13 protein-coding genes are annotated in these 18,430 nt (G+C 60.6%); 6 read left to right on the top strand and 7 right to left on the bottom strand.

Features of this window, described 5'->3' with window-relative positions; translation table 11 throughout:
• Nucleotides 1-90 precede the first annotated feature (90 nt).
• The 3 genes from B9G99_RS10875 (at nucleotide 91) to B9G99_RS10865 (ending at nucleotide 3,240) form a co-directional block, all read left to right on the top strand.
• Nucleotides 91-846, top strand: a complete 756-nt coding sequence (locus tag B9G99_RS10875) for a FadR/GntR family transcriptional regulator (protein WP_086623438.1) — start codon at nucleotides 91-93, stop codon at nucleotides 844-846.
• Nucleotides 847-1,208: 362 nt separating this feature from the next.
• Complete coding sequence (locus tag B9G99_RS10870) at nucleotides 1,209-2,264, top strand: aldose epimerase family protein (protein ID WP_086622172.1); 1,056 nt, start codon at nucleotides 1,209-1,211, stop codon at nucleotides 2,262-2,264.
• A 55-nt stretch (nucleotides 2,265-2,319) separates the two neighbouring features.
• Nucleotides 2,320-3,240 carry a Gfo/Idh/MocA family protein gene (locus B9G99_RS10865; RefSeq protein WP_086622171.1) on the top strand — a complete coding sequence of 307 codons (921 nt, stop codon included), beginning with the start codon at nucleotides 2,320-2,322 and terminating at the stop codon, nucleotides 3,238-3,240.
• 98 nt (nucleotides 3,241-3,338) lie between these two features.
• On the opposite strand, the gene B9G99_RS10860 is transcribed toward B9G99_RS10865, so the two are convergent.
• Entirely contained in the window at nucleotides 3,339-3,869 is a 531-nt protein-coding gene (locus B9G99_RS10860; protein ID WP_086622170.1) for a gluconokinase, read from the bottom strand.
• Nucleotides 3,870-4,128: 259 nt separating this feature from the next.
• Entirely contained in the window at nucleotides 4,129-4,689 is a 561-nt protein-coding gene (locus B9G99_RS10855) for an O-acetyl-ADP-ribose deacetylase (protein WP_174678765.1), read from the bottom strand.
• 268 nt (nucleotides 4,690-4,957) lie between these two features.
• Here B9G99_RS10855 and B9G99_RS10850 point away from each other — a divergent pair, with 268 nt between their 5' ends.
• Together B9G99_RS10850 and B9G99_RS10845 are read left to right on the top strand one after the other, a co-directional pair.
• A complete protein-coding gene (locus tag B9G99_RS10850; protein ID WP_086622169.1) occupies nucleotides 4,958-7,027 on the top strand; it encodes a choline transporter in 2,070 nt (689 codons plus the stop codon).
• Nucleotides 7,028-7,295: 268 nt separating this feature from the next.
• A complete protein-coding gene (locus B9G99_RS10845) occupies nucleotides 7,296-9,155 on the top strand; it encodes a methyl-accepting chemotaxis protein (protein ID WP_086622168.1) in 1,860 nt (619 codons plus the stop codon).
• Nucleotides 9,156-9,234: 79 nt separating this feature from the next.
• Here the strand turns inward: B9G99_RS10845 and B9G99_RS10840 are convergent, their stop codons facing one another.
• From B9G99_RS10840 to ptsP, 4 genes are all read right to left on the bottom strand, one after another.
• On the bottom strand, nucleotides 9,235-10,698 hold the full coding sequence (locus B9G99_RS10840) for a sodium-dependent transporter (RefSeq protein ID WP_086622167.1): 1,464 nt from the start codon (nucleotides 10,696-10,698) through the stop codon (nucleotides 9,235-9,237).
• Nucleotides 10,699-10,865: 167 nt separating this feature from the next.
• Nucleotides 10,866-12,632, bottom strand: coding sequence for a PTS fructose-like transporter subunit IIB (locus B9G99_RS10835; protein ID WP_086622166.1), 1,767 nt, complete (start codon nucleotides 12,630-12,632; stop codon nucleotides 10,866-10,868).
• A 91-nt stretch (nucleotides 12,633-12,723) separates the two neighbouring features.
• Nucleotides 12,724-13,662 (bottom strand): 1-phosphofructokinase, encoded by a 939-nt coding sequence (gene pfkB / locus B9G99_RS10830; RefSeq protein ID WP_086622165.1) that lies wholly within the window; start codon nucleotides 13,660-13,662, stop codon nucleotides 12,724-12,726.
• Nucleotides 13,659-16,511 carry a phosphoenolpyruvate--protein phosphotransferase gene (gene ptsP / locus B9G99_RS10825; RefSeq protein ID WP_086622164.1) on the bottom strand — a complete coding sequence of 951 codons (2,853 nt, stop codon included), beginning with the start codon at nucleotides 16,509-16,511 and terminating at the stop codon, nucleotides 13,659-13,661. Before ptsP ends, pfkB begins: the two co-directional genes overlap by 4 nt.
• A 222-nt stretch (nucleotides 16,512-16,733) precedes the next feature.
• Here ptsP and cra point away from each other — a divergent pair, with 222 nt between their 5' ends.
• Nucleotides 16,734-17,735, top strand: a complete 1,002-nt coding sequence (gene cra / locus B9G99_RS10820; RefSeq protein ID WP_086622163.1) for a catabolite repressor/activator — start codon at nucleotides 16,734-16,736, stop codon at nucleotides 17,733-17,735.
• Nucleotides 17,736-17,776: 41 nt separating this feature from the next.
• On the opposite strand, the gene B9G99_RS10815 is transcribed toward cra, so the two are convergent.
• Nucleotides 17,777-18,355 carry a histidine phosphatase family protein gene (locus tag B9G99_RS10815; protein WP_086622162.1) on the bottom strand — a complete coding sequence of 193 codons (579 nt, stop codon included), beginning with the start codon at nucleotides 18,353-18,355 and terminating at the stop codon, nucleotides 17,777-17,779.
• Nucleotides 18,356-18,430: the final 75 nt, after the last annotated feature.

Below are 18,430 nucleotides of genomic sequence, written 5' to 3'. Positions count from 1 at the left end.
CCCACCGGCTCCGGGACACCATCGGCGTCTCGGAGCCCGAACATGCAATGTGACAGGTTGCATCATGATGCCGCTGTCACCGAGGATCACATGAACGATACCGCCGCCCCAGACGCACACCATGTGGCCGATCAGCTGATCAAGGACATTCTTGACGGGCGCTATCAGCCAGGCGATTTCATTCCCAAGGAGCTGGAAATCTGCCGGCATTTCGGCCTGAGCCGCAACGTGGTCCGGCGTCATCTGGGGGCGCTGGTCAATGGCGGCATCATCGAGCGTATTTCCGGCTATGGCTCACGGGTGCGCGAATTTTCGCAGTGGCACATTCTCGATCCTGCCGTTACGGACTGGATCACCCGCTTTGCCGGCCCGCATCTGGAAATTCAGCGTGAAATCCTGAGCTTTCGCCTGACGGTCGAACCCTGGGTGGCCATGATGGCCGCCAGCAGCGCTACGGCCCGGGACCTGGTGGCCATGGAGGAGGCGTTTGAGGGCATGCGCCATCACCATCTTGACGAAGACACTACCCAGCACGACCATTGCGATGTCTCCTTTCACGTCGCCATCTATTACGCCACCCACAACATTGTCTGGTCGCAGCTCTCCCACGTACTGCGCCCCTCGATTCATCTACTGGTCTCCCACAGCAATACCCGCACGCTCGACCCGGCCCACAGCCTTCAGAGCCATCGTCGACTCATGGACGCCATTCGCATGCGCCAGTCTGATGAGGCCTATCACGCCGCCGTCTCTGTATTGGAAAATACCGCCAGGGCACTGAATGTCGATATTCACACCGCATCAGTGCCGGCTCACATGCCCATCAATATCGCCACTGACCGCTAGCCTCTCCCGGCGCCATGGCGGTTCTTGCTGCGGCGTATGGACATCATCCCGGCCAGCGGTTCTCCGAAATGACGTCATGAGAGGCCATTTGCCGCTTTCCCTGTTGACCGAATGACGCCAACAATGTTTACCCGTCCAAAGTTCATGTTGATCATTTTCGATAAATGTTCAACATATAAGCCCGGCAGTGAATTTCTCATGTGCATGCTCGCAGGGCCATCCCTTGGAGTGTCAGGCTATATGCCACACTCATGCTGCCGAGTGAGACAGCCAGGCCCGACCTGCAATAGCGCCAGGTCCTATACTGCCCTGCAACCATGACGACAAACCGCGTTTGTCGCCCAGAAACCGTGGAGTGATTCATGCCCTTGCACTGTGAAAGCAACCGGATCGGTCAGCACGATGATGGCACCCCCTTCGAACAGTTCAGGCTGCGCAACAGCGCTGGCATGCAGGTGGATATTCTCGATTACGGCGCCACCCTTCAGGCCATGCGTATCCCGGATCGGGAGACCGGAACCTCGATCAATCTGATTCTCGGGTTTGCCGATCCAACGCAGTATCTCGGGCCGCACCCCTACTTCGGAGCGCTGGTCGGTCGCTATGCCAATCGCATCGGAGGGGCGAACTTTGAGCTCGATGGCCAGACGTTTCAGATTCCGCCCAACGAGGGCCAAAACGCCCTGCATGGCGGACCGAAAGGCTTGAGCTTTCAGCGCTTCAAGGGCAGCTTGTTTGAAGAGGCGGACCGGGTCGGTGTCAGTCTGACCCACCTCTCACCCGATGGCGACATGGGCTTTCCGGGCGATCTGGAAGTCACCGTGCATTACAGCCTGGATGAAGACGATCGGCTTACCATCGATTATGAAGCACAGAGTTCAAAACCGACCGTGATCAGCCTGACCAACCATGCCTATTTCAACCTGCGCGGCAGCGGTGACGTGCGAGACCATCAGCTCGAGTGTGCCGCAGGCCACTATCTGGTGCTCGATGAAGCGTCGATCCCGACCGGCACGATCGCCTCGGTAGATAATACCCCTTACGACTTTCAAGCACCTGCGACCCTGCGCTCGCGCGAGCAGATACCCGGTGAGCAGCTAAAACGTGCCGGTGGACACGATGTTGCGCTGGTGCTGGACCGAACGCCCTCCGCAAGCCCTCAGGCGACCGTGACCGAAACGCACAGCGGCCGATGCCTGGAGGTCTTTACCGATCAGCCCTCACTGCAGATCTATACCGGCATCGGCCTGGATGGCACCCTGAACGATCACGAGGGGCGCCCAATCGAAGCCTTTGGTGGTCTGGCGCTGGAGGCACAGCAGTTCCCCGATGCGCCGCACCATGGGCATTTCCCCTCGACCCGGCTCGATCCGGGCGAGCGTTATCGACAGCACACCTGCTATCGCCTGACGTTTTAATCCTGGTTCGGGCGGCCATCAAGGCGGCCCGGCCTCTTTTGGAAAGAGACACCGCATGACCACCATTGCCATTGCCGGTTTCGGCAAGATCGCCAAAGACCAGCACCTGCCGGCCCTGAGGGATAACCGCGAGTTTGAGCTGACCGCCATCGCCAGTCGCAATGCCACGCTTGAAGGCGTCGACAATCATCAGGATCTTGAATCGCTGCTGGCAGCCGTACCGGCGTTGGACGCCGTGGCACTGTGCACGCCGCCTCAGGTTCGCTACGGCCAGGCCGTGGCAGCCATTGAGGCCGGCAAGCATGTGCTGCTGGAAAAGCCGCCGGGCGTCAGCCTCAGCGAAGTCGAGGATCTGGCACGGCGCGCCGAACAAAAGGGCGTCACACTCTACGCCACCTGGCATGCCCGTGAGGCCGCCGGCGTCGAGAAGGCACGCGAGTGGCTGTCAACGCGCCGTGTCACCGGTGTCGACATCCAGTGGCGTGAAGACGTGCGTCAGTGGCACCCCGGCCAGCAATGGGTGTGGGAACCGGGCGGTCTGGGCGTGTTCGACCCCGGCATCAATGCCCTTTCGATTGTCACTCGAATTCTGCCCGAGGCCTTTTTCCTGCGTAAGGCCACACTTGAGGTGCCGGAAAACTGTCAGTCACCGATTGGCGCAACGCTCGAGTTCACCGACGTTCACGACACGCCCATTCATGCCGATTTCGACTGGCGCCAGACCGGACCGCAGACCTGGCAGATCACGGTCGAAACCGACGATGGCACGCTGATACTCGACAGCGGCGGCAGCCAGCTGAGCATCAATGGCGAGTGCATCATCGACGGCGAGGATATCGAGTATGCAGGCCTCTACCAGCGCTTTGCCGAACTGATCCGTGAGGGTCGCAGTGATGTTGACGTGGCGCCCTTTCGTCACGTGGCAGACGCCTTCCTGCTGGGGCGGCGTCAGAGCGTTGAGGCCTTTATCGAGTAATTACGGTCACCGCATCATCCTGACCGGTTGAAAATGACAGGGGCCCCGACTGCAGAGATGCAGCCGGGGCCCCTGTTTTGGCTTTCAGTGCATAATGATCAGTCGAGCGCTTCGAGCTCGCTGACGCACTGGTCGATCACGTTATCAAAGGATTTGGAAATATCGATGCTGATGGCTTCATCCGGGCCCGGCGTCTGCAACGTATCAAACTGGGTGCGCAGCATTTGCGGCGAGAAGAAGTGCTGACGCTCTTCCATGCGTTGCAGGATGGTGTCGTAATCCCCGTCCAGGAAGAGAATGACCAGTTCAGGATCGCCCTGGCGCAGGATATCGCGGTAGGACCTCTTGAGCCCGGAACAACCGATCATGACGCTTTCATCGGCCCGGCGATGTTGCGCAAAAAGCTCGGCGAGCGCTTCCAGCCAGCCCTGACGATCCTCATCGGTCAGTGCTTCACCGTTGGTCATCTTTTCAATATTTTCCGGCGGGTGGTACTGATCGCCGTCGATGTACTCACACCCCGTTCTTTCGGCCACGGCTTCCCCAATGGTCGATTTGCCGGATCCGGAGACCCCCATGATCAGGATGCGTCGTGATTGCCGATGACGCTGATCGAACTGTTTTACCATGCTGGGGCTCTCTTGTTGCGGAGTAAGGCCGTCATTGTGCGTACCGAAGCAGCATTCTTGCAAAGGCATCATGGGGTTACAACCAAACCATGGTCACGGGGCGACTTCCGCACATGAGACCTTCGTCCAAGTTATTTTCTCGATCGAGTCGGCGCCTTCTCGGCAGGCCCTCGAAGAAACGGCATGGTCTGGCCCTGCCACCCTTTCTTTTCCGCTTACGGCTGATGCCTGCAAGGCATTGATTCAAGGGCGCGTTTTATCAACGATCACGCTGATATCCGAGCCGGCTGGCCACGTGTCGAAACGCTTCCATATCCTTCTGACTGAAAAAACAAAGCGTCACGGTCAGCGCACTATGGGGCAGCTTCTCCGCCATGACCCTGATCACAATGTCGCAGGCCTGATCAAAGGGATAGCCATAGACCCCGGTGGAAATGGCTGGAAAGGCAATCGTATGCAACCCCTGTTGTTCGGCCAGTGCCAATGACTTGCGATAGCAGTTCGCCAACAGCTCTGATTTGTCGATCGTTTTGGCATACACCGGCCCCACGGTGTGAATAACATGGCGTGCCGGCAGGTTGAACCCGGGCGTTAAAGCCACTTCTCCATCCGGCAGTCCGTCCGGCCACTGTTCGCGCCGCAGAGCCTGACAGGCCGTCTTGAGTTCGGCACCCGCCGCACGATGAATGGCGCCATCTACCCCGCCCCCTCCCATCAGGGAGTGATTGGCCGCATTGACGATGGCGTCCATTTCCAGAGTGGTGATGTCACCCTGAATCACCCGTAACTTGCCGCTCATCCAGGTCATGGCCGTGGTCATGGCGTCTCTCCAGAAGTCTTCAATGAAACCGATCTTCAGTATGGTCGATGCCCACCCTTTTCGGGCGCCTTGCGCCCCCAGCCATGGTCCAGGGCCGCAACCGGTTCCGGGACCTTCGGTTGAAGCCCTCCCGTAAAGCATGTATTTTAATTGAACAACCAATTAATAAAAATTGGATCAGCGCCCTCGTCATCCGGTCATCTCCGGGTGACGAGGGCGACGTTCATGAATCATTAATGATCGCATCGCCACCAGGGAGAATCCTTCGATGAGCGTCAGTTCCATTGATACGCCCGAACAGACCCGAGATGGTCTAAACCCGATCGTCTTTTACGGCTCCGCATTTGGCATCGTGATGTTTTCCCTGTGGGGAATGTTTTTCACTGACACCGCCAACACCGTTATTTTTGCCGCCCTTGAGTGGATCAGTAATACCTTCGGCTGGTACTACTTTCTGGCCGCGACCCTTTATCTGGGATTCGTGATCTTTGTGGCCGCCTCACGATTTGGCAGCATCCGGCTTGGCCCCGAGCATTCGCGCCCGGAATTCAGCCTGGGTTCCTGGGCGGCCATGCTCTTTGCAGCCGGTATCGGTATCGATCTACTGTTTTTCTGTGTGGCCGAGCCGGTGACCCAGTTTTTGGCACCACCGGTCGGTGAAGGGGGCACGCTGGAAGCCGCTCGCCAGGCCACGGTCTGGGGCATGTTCCATTACGGCATTACCGGTTGGGGCATGTATGCCCTGATGGGCATGGCACTGGCCTACTTCAGCTACCGCTACAATCTGCCACTGACCATTCGCAGTGCCCTCTACCCGCTGTTTGGCCGGCGCGTGGAAGGCCCGATAGGGCATACGGTCGATATTGCCGCTGTCATCGGTACGGTGTTCGGCATCGCCACCAGTCTTGGCATTGGTGTGGTGCAGCTCAATTACGGCCTGACCTATCTTTTTGACCTGCCTCAGAACCTGCTTGTTCAGGGCGCGCTAATTGCACTGTCGGTCATTCTGGCCACCATTTCGGTGGTTTCAGGCGTCGACAAGGGCATTCGACGAATCTCTGAATTCAATGTGATTCTGGCCGTGGTGCTGCTGCTTTATGTACTGCTGGCCGGCGACACGGTCTTTTTGCTCAATGCTCTGGTGCTTAACGTCGGTGACTACGTCAACCGCTTCATGGGCATGACGCTCAACACCTTCGCCTTTGATCGTCCGACCGACTGGCTCAATACCTGGACGCTCTTTTTCTGGGCCTGGTGGGTGGCCTGGGCGCCCTTCGTGGGTCTTTTTCTGGCGCGTATTTCCCGAGGGCGCACCATTCGTGAATTTGTGGTCGGCACCCTGACCATTCCCTTTATCTTTACCCTGATGTGGATCTCGATTTTCGGCAACAGTGCGATCGAGAGCATTCTCAATGGCGCCACCGAGTTCGGTCAGATTGCGATGCAAAGCCCCGAGCAATCCATCTATGGGCTGCTCGAGCAATATCCGGGCGTACTGTGGACCGCATCGCTGGCAACGCTTCTGGGCATGCTGTTCTACGTCACTTCGGCCGACTCCGGCGCGCTGGTACTGGGTAACTTCACCTCGCGCCTTTCCAGCGTGCACCACGATGCTCCGGCCTGGCTGCGCGTTTTCTGGTCGGTGACGATCGGGCTGCTCACTCTGGCATTGTTGATGGCCGGTGGCGTCTCGGCGCTTCAGGGCATGGTCGTCATCATGGGTCTACCTTTTTCGTTCGTGATCTTTTTTGTCATGGCCGGGCTTTACCGCTCCTTTAAAAGCGAGGCCTTCAAGGAAGACAGCCATCGCGCCAGTCTGGCCGGGCGGCTGTCGAGTCGCACCGGAGCAGGCGGTGAGCGCGGCACCCGACACTGGCGCCAGCGCCTCAATCGCGCCATGCATTTCCCCAGCCAGCGCCAGGCCAGCGCCTTCATCAATGAAACCGCCAGACCTGCCATGGAAGCCGTGGCACAGGAGCTTGCCGAGCAGGGGCTTGAGGCAGAGGTCATCAAGGCCGAGGGTAATGAGCTGCACCTTGAACTCAACGTCGCGCTGGGCAACGAGCAGAACTTTACCTATCAGATCTGGCCACGCGCCTTTTCAATGCCTTCATTTGCCAGAAGAGCCAGTGAGCCCCGCTCGCGCTACTACCGTCTTGAGGTTTATCTGCTGGAAGGCAGTCAGGGCTACAACCTGATCGGTTTCAGTCGTGAGCAGGTGATCAATGACATCCTCGATCAATATGAGCACCATCTGCAGTTTCTGCACATGACGCGCGAAGCGCCCGGTCATGGCGCCAACATTCCGGATGATCCGACCATGCCACCGGCGCCCTGAACATTGATTGTTCCTGCCTGAAAACGCCGCCCTTCCGGGCGGCGTTTTTGATGGCACCTTCAGAAATAGCCCACCCCTATGGTTTCCATAGCATCAAGTAACCCCTGACGCGGCCGTAATGCAGGTGTTTATCGCCTCTCATCAAGCAGATTTTATGGTACGCAAACATGTTTAAAAGATTCGCTCGAGCAAGGAAGCCTGGCTGGTACGTACCAGCAGCGAAAGGCTGGCGCAGGACGCTGCTCAGCTTCGAAACGCTGCCTTCATCGTGGGATTTGTCTCTGCAGCCGTCGACATGGGCCGTGTACAACGCACGCTCTCAAGCCTCGCGCCACAGGCAGAGCTGGCCCTGAGCCTGACCGCCGGCGAGCTTTGCAGCCTTGGCGGAGAGCCGCTGTATCTGCCAACAGGCGGAGATACCATCGTACTGCAGGGCTGGAGCAGGGTGCTGGTCGAGGCCGTACACGTGGTGCGGGTGCCTCTTTATTGCGAAGACTTGCGCGCCGGTCAGCCACTGATCGACATGGAAGAGCGCGTGCGAAGGATTCGTCAGTCGCTTGACCGGATGACACTGCCCTTCGTACTGGATCATCGCGATACGGTGGCCATTACGCTGGTAGATGGCCTTTCCAACAGCGAAAACTTTCTGATGCGCGCCATCTATGAAAGTGCTCGCTTTCCGCTGGTCTTCATTGGTGGCTCCTCCGGTGGCCCGCTGGATTTTTCACACACGCTTCTGGGCGACAGAAGCGGCACCTTTGACAGCCATGCACTGATTGCCTTTGTCAAAATCCGCAAACCCTATCGCTACTCCATTTTCAAGACACAGAACTTCAAGGCGACCGGCACCTCGTTCATTGCCGGCGAATGTCGACCTGAACTTCGCACCCTGCACAGCGTCATCGACGGTCAAAGTGACCGGCTTGTCGATTTCATCGGCGCGCTGTGTCGTCATTTCGACTGTGATGAATCTCATCTGGAAGAACAGCTCAAGCGCTATACCTTTGCCATTCGCATCAATGGCGAGCATTTCGTGCGCTCGATTCTCAAATTCGATTTCAGCAAGCGTCAGGCGCATTTTGCCTGTGACATTTCCTGCGGTGACGTGCTGGAACTGGTGGAATCCCAGCATTTCAGCACACGTACGGCCGAAGATTTCAGCCGCCATCATCAGGGCAAGGGGCGTCTGGTCGCCGGTCTTCTCAATGACTGCATTTTGCGCCGACTCAACAATGCCGATGAGCTTGGCCGGGTCGATGCCTTTAAGGGACTGCCGGTCGGCGGCTTTTCAACCTTTGGCGAGCTTTTGGGCGTCAACGTCAATCAGACCCTGTCGATGCTTTTGATCTATCGGCCTGCATCAGGGTTTCGCGATGACTACGTCGACCTCTTCCCGATTCGCTATGCCAGCTTCGTGACCTATTTCAGGGAAGCAGAGATCAAGCGGCTGCAGATGATGAACACCATGAAATCGCAGCTGATCGACAGTCTCGATGATTATCGGCGGTTTACCGAAACGGTCATGACGGACTTCCCTCGCCTGCAGTCCTCCATGGGCACCTTCACGACCATGATCGAGGACGTCACGGGGCTGGTAACACAGTTTTCCAGCGACATGGGAGAAAGCAGCCGAACCACCAGCGATCTGGGTGCAAGAATCGGTGAGCTCAACAATAGCGCCCTTCAGGCCAGAACCCTTCTGAGCACCATTGGCGCCATCGCCCAGCAAACCAATCTGCTGGCGCTTAATGCCGCCGTGGAGGCCGCACGCGCCGGTGACCAGGGACGCGGCTTTGCGGTCGTGGCCGCAGAGGTTCGTTCACTGGCCGGACGCACGCAGGAAAGTCTCGACCAGATCAGCAAGGTCATCGCCAGCGTTCAGGACTCGGTAGAGTCTGTCAACGCGCGTCTCGAAGCCATGACACAGATGGTCTCGGCCTTTTCAAGCCAGGGCCTTCAACTACAGACCACCATTGACGCCTCAAGATCACAGGCAGCGCATTCAAGCAGCGATCTGGCACGCATGCTGACCAGCACTGCGAAGATGCATGAACGCATGCAGGAAGATGCCCGACATCTTGAAGAGATCATTCGGTTGAGTCAGTACGCCGAAGGCCAGCACGCCTGACCGACTCCTGACCTGAAAAGGGCCGCCCCACCGGGCGGCCCTTGTCGGTCATGCATTGAGCGATCCTGCACCCGGCGTTTCAGCGCGCGGGCTGGCGACGCAGTCGCGGGCTTGCCCACTCACCAATGACCACAAACAGCACCAGTGCTCCTGCTCCCCAGGGCCACTGCGTGGACACGTCAAGATTCATGATTCCCAGCGCATCGATAAAGATCACCACGATCGCCAGCGGACACACATAGCGAATCATGAACAGCCACAGGGCATGTCCAATGTCGGGAAGTCCAAGCTCATCGCGCAGTAGACGGTCCTTGAGCACAAAGCCCGCCAGCAGCGCCAGTCCGAGCCCGCCCAGTGGCATCAAAAATCGCGATGTCAGATAGTCCAGCCAGTCAAAGACGGTCCGCCCGCCAAGCGTCCAGCCCGCGCCAAGATTAAAGGACAGCATTGCCAGCGTGCTGACCAGCCACAGCACGATGCCCGTGCCCCAGGCCGCACGATTGCGCACCATACCGTGGCTCTCTACCAGCCAGGCAATGGTAGCCTCGATCATTGAAATGGCCGAGGTCAGTGCGGCCATCGTCAGCATCACGAAAAAGATGACCTCCAAAAGCGTGCCCATGGGCATCTGGGCAAAGGCCAGTGGCAGACTCATGAAGATCAGCCCCGGACCGCTGGCCGGATCCATGCCGTTGGCGAAAATGACCGGGAAGATGGCAAGCCCCGCCATCAGCGCCACCAGAGTGTCACAGATCGCCACCATGAAGGTCGTGCGGGCAATGGACTTGCCGGCCGGTAGATAGGCGCCATACGCCATGATCGCACCGGCCGCCAGTGACAGGGTGAAAAAGGCATGCCCCATCGCGGCCAGCAGTCCTTCACCGGAGAGCTGACCGACCTCGAAGGCAAACATGAAATGCACGGCCTGGCCGAAGCCGCCAGAGAACACGCCAAACCCGATCAGGATGGCCAGCATGACCACCATGCCTGGCATCATCCAGCGCACGCTGCGCTCGATCCCTTCCTGCACGCCCTTGCCCACGATCAGCATGGTGAGCAGCGTGACCAGCGTACTCCAGAAGCCGAGATTGAGCGGATTGGCGTTGTTGGCTTCAAAGATCGCCGCCATGCCCTCGACGCTGTCGGCGACCAGTCCACCGGTAAGCGCCTTCCAGAGATAGGAGAGCGACCAGCCGGCCACTACCACGTAAAAACTCAGGATCATGAAACCGCAGATCATCGACATCCAGCCCAGGATGGACCATCCGGCGCCACCCCCGGACTCTGCCACCACGCGCTTGACGGCCTCGACCGGGCTGCCGCGGCCGCGTCGACCAAAGGCGATTTCGGTCATCATCAGGGGCACCCCGATGGCGGCAATGCACAGCAGATAGACAAGCACAAAGGCGCCGCCGCCATACTCACCGGTCATGTAGGGGAATTTCCAGATGTTGCCAAGCCCTACGGCGGAGCCTGTTGCGGCCAGCACGAATCCCCAGCGCCCGGCCCAGAGCACACCACCGGTGCCATTATTTGTTGTCATGTGCGTCCCTATCGGTTGTCGGCCTTGCTCGGCCCTCTTGTCGATCAGAGGCGCATTGTAATGGGCTCGCCCCTCTTTTGGCCCGAATCCGGCTCGATTTTCCACCAGAAATCATCAAAAAGGGGCCCTGTCGGGCCCCTGAAGGATGCATGCCAGGATTCACCGGCTCAGGCAGAAGCGCCCTCCGGCACTTCAAGCTTTTGCTGAGACGGCTTGAGCAGTGCATAGGCCACGCCGATGAAAAGCGAGCCCACCGCAATCGAGAGCAGATACAGCAGCGCCTGGTTGACCGCCCCCGGAATCAGCAGCACGAACAGCCCACCGTGCGGCGCCATCAGCTTGATCTGGAAATACATCGACAGCGCCCCGGTGATCGCGCCGCCCACGATGGAGATCGGGATGACGCGCAGCGGATCCTTGGCGGCAAAGGGAATGGCGCCTTCACTGATAAAGCAAAGTCCCAGCACGAACGCCGCCTTGCCACCGTCACGCTCGGTGTCGGCAAACTTTGAACGCGCCAGAAAGCTGGCAATCCCCATGCCGATCGCCGGTACCATGCCGGCGGCCATGATCGCCGCCATCGGCGCGTAGGTCTGGGTCGATAACAGGCCAACGCCAAAGGTATAGGCCGCCTTGTTGATCGGTCCGCCCAGGTCCACGCACATCATCGCGCCCAGCAGCAGTCCGAGCAAAATGGCGTTGGTCGAGCCCATGTTGTTGAGAAAATCGGTCAGCGCCGAGAGCATGCCGGCGACCGGCGTTCCCACCAGATAGATCATGACCAGACCGGTGACCAGACTCGCCAGCAGCGGAATGACCAGAATCGGCTTGAGCGATTCAACACTGGCCGGCAGCTTCAGCTTTTTGGCGATCAGCTTCGCGGTATAGCCGGCCAGGAAACCGGCGATGATGCCGCCGATAAAGCCCGCTCCCAGAGTGCTTGCCAGCATCCCGCCGATCATCCCCGGTGCAATCCCCGGCCGGTCGGCAATCGAGTAGGCAATATAGCCCGCCAGTACCGGCACCATCAGGGCAAAGGCCGTACCACCGCCGATCTGCATCAGCGCCGCAGCCAGCGTCCCTTCTTCCTTGAACGCCTCGATGCCGAATACAAACGACAGCGCAATACACAGGCCACCGGCCACCACCATCGGCAGCATGAAGGAGACCCCGGTCAGCAGATGCTTGTAGACACCCCGCTCCTTGATGCTCTTCTTGCGCTCGCCCCCACCGGCCGGCGCACTGCCCGCACTCTCGACCGTGGCGTTGGCCAGGGCGTCCTTGATGGTCTGCTGCGATTTCTTCAGTGCCGTCCCGGTCGAGGTGCGATAAACCGGCTTGCCGGCAAAGCGCTCGTCATCAACCTCGATGTCACAGGCCAGCAGCACGATGTCAGCACTGGCAATCTCATCATCGGTGAGCTGATTCTGCGCACCCACCGACCCCTGTGTTTCAACCTTGATCTGGTGACCCAGCGCACGTCCGGCTTCGGCCAGCGCCTCGGCGGCCATGAAGGTATGCGCCACACCGGTCGGACAGGCCGTCACGGCGACAATGCGTTTGGCCGAAGAGGCCTCGGCGGCCTTCGGCGCGGCATCGGTTTCTTCCTGGCGATCATCCTCGCCCTGCCAGGGACTGGCCTGCTCGCGGGCACGCTTCAAAAAGCCATCCGGGTCCGGCAGCGCCGCCTCGAGCCGTTCGCGATACAGCGGCTTGCCGGTAAATCGGGACAGGGCGATCGGTCGGCTGGCCGCTACCACCACCAGGTCGGCGTCGGCAATCTGCGCCTCATCAAGCGTTGACGCGTCAAACTGGCCCTGCATTTCGATCGATGACTGCCAGCCCAGTCGCTGGGCGGCCTGCTCGAGCCGGCGCGCTGCCAGATAGGTCGTCGCCGTACCGCTGGGGCAGGCCGTGACGATAACAATATTCATGAAAACCACTCCTGTGCCAGTGCCAACCACTGGTCGCCGTGCTGACCGCGCCTGTCATCAGCAGGCAGGTCAAAAGAAATTCGGGACGTTGTCATATCGTTAACGTCTCCACGCAGACTGCATCGCACAAGGCGGCAAAGTCTTCGACATCCGAGCGCCCCACGCCGACCCGGCGTACGGCATCCGCTGACAGGGCCGTGGCAAAGCGCAGCGCCCTGTCCTGCGACCACCCTTCCAGTACCCCGTGCATTGCCCCGGCCAACAGCGTGTCGCCCGCGCACACGGTACTGACAATCTCGACCCGAGGCGGACGAGCGCGCAGCGCGCCACCCTCGAACAGCCACACCGCGCCGTCGGCGCCCAGCGACAGCAGGACATTATCGATCCCTCCCTGCTGAAGCTCGCGAGCCGCGGCCAGCAGTGCTGCCTCATCCGGCAGGGGACGGCCGACACATTCGGCAAGCTCATGCTCGTTGGGCTTGATCAGCGAGGGATATGCCCGCGCGCCCTGAACCAGTGCCTCACCACTGCTGTCCAGCCAGACCGGCACCCCCTGTGTACGCAGCCGGCCGATCAATGCGGCCAGCCACTCGGGCGTCACACCCGGCGGCAGGCTGCCGGAGATCACGACAGCATCGATGCCGCCCGCACCGGCTTCGATATCGTCCAGAAGACGCGTCATGGCTGCGTCATCGACCCGGGCACCCGGCCCGTTGATGTCGGTAACCCGACCATCTGCTTCGGAGAGCTTGGCGTTGACGCGGGTTTCTCCCGCGACCCGAATGAAACGATCCTCCACGCCCCACTCCACGAAAGCCCGTTCAAATGGCCCCTGGTTGTCACGCCCCAGAAAACCGCTTGCCAGCACCTGATGGTCATGGCGTGCCAGCACACAGGCCACATTGTTGCCCTTGCCCGCCGCGGTCAGCGAGCTCTCCTCGGAGCGATTGACGCTGCCCGGTGACAGCGTCGTCAGGCGGATGGAGAGATCCAGTGCCGGGTTGAGCGTCAGTGTCAGCACCCGGCTCATGTGAGTGACTCCAGCATGGCGCGCACCTCGGCAGCCGTCGGACAGGCCAGCGCCCGCAGTGCCAGCGCCCGGCTCTCTTCCAGATTCAGGCTGCGAACGCGCTGCTTGACCAGCGGGATCTGGCGACTGGACACCGACAGTTCATCAACGCCCAGTCCGACCAGCACACCGATGGCCTGCGGATCACTGCCCAGTTCGCCACAGACGCCCACCCAACGCCCCTTGGCATGGGCCGCGTCGACCGTCATCTGGATCAGGCGCAGTACTGCCGGATGCAGGCCATCGGCCTGCGCCGACAGACGGGAGTGGCCACGATCGATCGCCAGGGTGTACTGGGTCAGATCGTTGGTACCGATCGAGAAGAAATCGACGTGTTCGGCCAGACTCGGCGCCAGCAGCGCACAGGAGGGCACCTCGATCATGACGCCCAGCTGTACATCAGGTGCCTGCACCTCGGCCTGGACACGATCGAAGATCGCCTTGCCGGCGTGAAACTCTTCTACATCCTTGACCATCGGGAACATGATGCGCAGCGGTCGATCGCCGGCCGCGGTCAGAAGCGCCCGGATCTGGGTTTCCAGCACGTCCGGGCGAGTCAGCGCCAGACGGATACCGCGCAGGCCCAGAAAGGGGTTGTCCTCTGCCGGTACCGGCCAGTAGTCCAGCGGCTTGTCACCGCCGACGTCCAGTGTCCTGGCCACCAGCGCACGCTCCTGACCCAGGGCGTCAAAGGCCTGGCGGTACTCGACGATCTGGGTATCCATGTCCGGCGCCTGCGGGTGAGCCATGAAGACAAACTCGGTGCGCAGGAGACCCACCGCCTCGGCGCCGCGTTCCACGGCGTCTGCCGCGTGAGCGGTGTTGCCCAGGTTGGCGGCCACCTCGATCCGATGCCCGTCGCGGGTAACGGCCGGGTCAAAACGAACCTCGAAGGCCTCACGTTCGCGAATCTCACGCTCGCGGATGGACAGTTCGGTGCGCGCACGACGCTCCGGGTCCGGTGCTGGAATCACGCGGCCGCGCTCGCCATCGAGAATCATGTCGATGCCGTTCTCGAGCGCCATGATGGTCTCGCCAGCGCCCACGACCGCCGGAATGCCCAGTGCTCGTGCCAGAATTGCGCTGTGAGAGGTCGCACCGCCACGTGCCGTCAGAATGCCACGCACCCGCGAGGTATCCAGTCGTGCAACATCGGAAGGTCCAACATCATCGGTGACCAGAATATAGGGATGGGTCGGCGGATCGGGCATCTTCACACCGCAGAGATTGCCCAGCACGCGACGACCAACGTCGCGCAGGTCCGCAGCACGCTCGGCCAGCAGCCGGTCGGCCAGCGCTTCCTGAGCGCGAGCGGCCACATCGATGGCGCGCCACCAGCCGCCCTCGGCGCTCTTGCCTTCGTTGATGGCCTCATAGGCGGCTTCGCGAAGCTCCGGGTCGCCCAGCATCTCTTCATGCATGGAAAGAATCTCGGCCACTTCTCCACCCGCGGCACGAATCATCTCCTCAAGCTGCTGCTCGGCTTCACGAATCGCCTCGCTCAGTCGCGCCTTTTGTGCCTCACGGTCAGACGCTGTCTCCTCATAGTGAAACTCGGGAGGACGCATCACGAACACCGGTGCAATCGCCATGCCGGGCGAGGCGGGCACGGCGGTCAGGGGCGTATCGGCGGCCGGCGCAACGACCGGTTCACGCGGGGTCTGGCGGTTACGTGACGGACGCGCATCGCTGGTATCCCCAAGCGGCGTCACCTCTTCACCCAGTCCGCCACGCAGCGCCTCGGCCATGGCCTCGACGGCCTCGCGGGCGCCCTCGCCTTCGGCAGAAAAGATCAGCATCTGGCCGCGTCTGGCGCCCAGACCGATTACCTTGGTCAGACTGGCGGCCGAGACGGCCTCATTGCCGCCCTCGGCAAGCCTTACCCTGACAGGCACACTCTGGGCACGCGCGACCTGAACCAGTTGCTTGGCCGGACGGGCATGCAGGCCATGCGCGTTACGCACCCGGACGCGAACCGTTTCGGCACTGGCGGATTCTCCGGACAGACGCGAGAGCAGCGCATCGCGCCCCAGCCTCGCCAGCTCCTCACCCTTGCCTTCTTCCAGCACGCTGACCAGTCGATCCAGCAGCACATCATGGGCGTTGCCGCTTTCGGCCAGACAGAAGATGCCCGCGACGCCATCGATATGCGCCTGCGGCAGCGCCAGTCCCAGCGCTGGCTGTTTCACTCCGGTAGCACTGCGCACCAGCCACAGCTGCTGGCCCAGCGAGACAGCCTGCTGAGCCAGAATATCGGCCACAAAGCGACGCTCAACGCAGCCGAGCTGCTCAAGACGCGCCGCGGCCGCCGCCGCAAGTTCCAGCGTCGAGCGGGCCGGCACCCCCTGAACGATCGTGTCGCCATCCATGCGTGCCGTGACGGGAGCCTTTGACAGTAGACTGACCACTTCCTCGGCATCTTCCGCGCGGGCCAGCTTTTCCGACACGCCTTCCCGGTCGAGCACATGGGTGAGCTGGCGCAGGATGTCGAGGTGCTCATCGCTTTGCGCAGCAATGGTAATGATCAGGTGAACACGGTTGCCATCGTGCCATTCGACGCCTTTTGGAAACTGCAGAAGTCGCACGCCGGTGGCCAGCACGTGCTCCCGACTTTTCTGGGTGCCATGCGGAATGGCGATGCCGTTGCCAAGCCAGGTCGAACTCTGCTGTTCACGTTCGAACAGGGCATCGCGATAACCTTCGCGGGCAAGCCCGCCTTCCATGAGCGCCTGACCGGCCTGATTGAGCGCATCACGCCAGTCGCTGGCGTGCTGATTGAGCAAAACGGCATCACTTTTCAGCGTGAGCATGGCGTATTGATCCTTGTAAGTGGCAAATTTGCGCCGGTGGCGACATCAGCAAGTGAAGGCCAACACGCAAAACGGCATGAAACAGGCATGACAGCATGGCTGAATCGTGTCACCTTTTCCTTGCCGTAATGCTGAAAGAGATTAAGCGGTGAATCAAGCACCAATGGCATGGACCCACGTCGTATTGACAGGGCACCACCTTTCATATCGGGAAGTCACATCATGACGCTTGCAGAGATTGCGCGCCTGGCAGGCGTATCAAGAACCACGGCAAGCTACGTCATCAACGGTAAATCGCGCCAGCACCGTATCAGCGAGGCAACGGTCAAGCGTGTCATGGCAGTGATCGAGGAGCACGGCTACCGAGTCGATGCTCAAGCCGCCGCCCTGCGCCGTGGGGTCAGCCGTACACTGGGCTTTGTTCTGCCTGACCTGGAAAACACCAGCTACGCCCGACTGGCCAAGCTTTTGGAGCAGGGCTCGCGCAGCGCGGGCTACCAGCTTTTGATGGTCAGCTCCAACGATGACCCTGACACGGAACGTGAGCTGCTCAGTGCCCTGCAGGCCAGACGCTGTGATGCCCTGATCGTGGCATCAAGCCTGCCGCCGGGTGACAGCCGCTATCAGCGTCTTATCGACACCGGCATGCCGGTGGTTGCGGTGGACCGGGCGCTCGACGACACGTTGATGCCCTGCATCATCAGTGAAAACCGCCAGACCGCCATGACGCTGACGGCATCGGTGCTGTCGTCACGGGTGCAGGAGGTGTTGTGGCTCGATGCCCTGCCCGGGCTTGCCAATACCCTTGAGCGGCGCGAGGGCTTCATGGCCGCGATCAACGCCTGTGACGGGCAGACACCGCGCGCCTACCATCGCTGCGGCGCACGCTATGACAGGGAAACCGGCATGGCGCTCATGCGTGAACATCTTGAGCATCACGACATGCCCCAGTCGCTGGTGACCGCCTCCTACACGCTGCTTGAAGGCGCCCTCGATGTGCTGCTGACGAAGTATTCGATGGAGACGCTGCAGGCGCGCGATCTGCGCATGGCGACCTTCGGCAATGACCGGCTGCTGGACTTCCTGCCCCTGAAGGTCAATTCAATGCAGCAAAATCTTGAGCGCATCGCCACACTGGCACTGTCCAGCGTACTGGAGGGGATCAACGGTCGGCTTTGTCCCGGCACGGTTGAGGTCGAACGCACCCTGATCCGCCGACACTGAGCACCTCAGGACAGCCAGCGAGCCTGTGGACAGGAGCTGGGTCAGGCGATGGCCTGACCCTGATATTCATATACACCGTACTGCCAGTGGGCACGCCCAGGCCTTCTGGGTCCCTGCCAGCCCCGGGAGATCAGCTCCCGCGCCAGCAGATGATTGATCATGCCATGGCCGACAAACAGTACCGAACAGTGCTCACGGGCCAGCTCGATCAGTTTACTGGCCGCTGCATCGGCGCGATGAAAGACGGCTCGACGCCCTTCTGCATTGCCGTGATAACCCACGAGCCACAACGCACGAAAGGCGATCAGCCAGAAAGTGGTCGGCAGTGACGGGGTCGGCCAGCGGCCGCTGCCGTGGGGCAGTTCAATCTCTCGCATCAAGGGATCGCTGTAGACGATATTGCCGGCTTCCAGACGCAGCGCCGACTCCAGCGAGCGCGGCAGATCACTACAGGCCACGGCGGCACACTCGCGGGCCACCGACAGCGCACGGTCGCAGCGCGTGACTTCATCCAGGCCCGCCAGTTGATAGCGGGCCACCCAGTGTCTGAAATCAGCAGCGGCCATCTTTTCGTCAAAACGCACCCGCGGCGCCCCGTGCCGCATCAGGATGATCTTCATTCCCCGCTGCTCCACACCAAAACTTGATTGAAATTAATTCTAATTGGCAGAGTATAGGCGCTACCACTCCCATTC

The sequence above is a fragment of the Kushneria konosiri genome (genome assembly GCF_002155145.1).
GTDB classification, from domain to species: domain Bacteria; phylum Pseudomonadota; class Gammaproteobacteria; order Pseudomonadales; family Halomonadaceae; genus Kushneria; species Kushneria konosiri.
The sequence above is the reverse complement of the archived record's forward strand: the minus strand, read 5'-3'. Positions and strand labels throughout refer to the sequence as shown.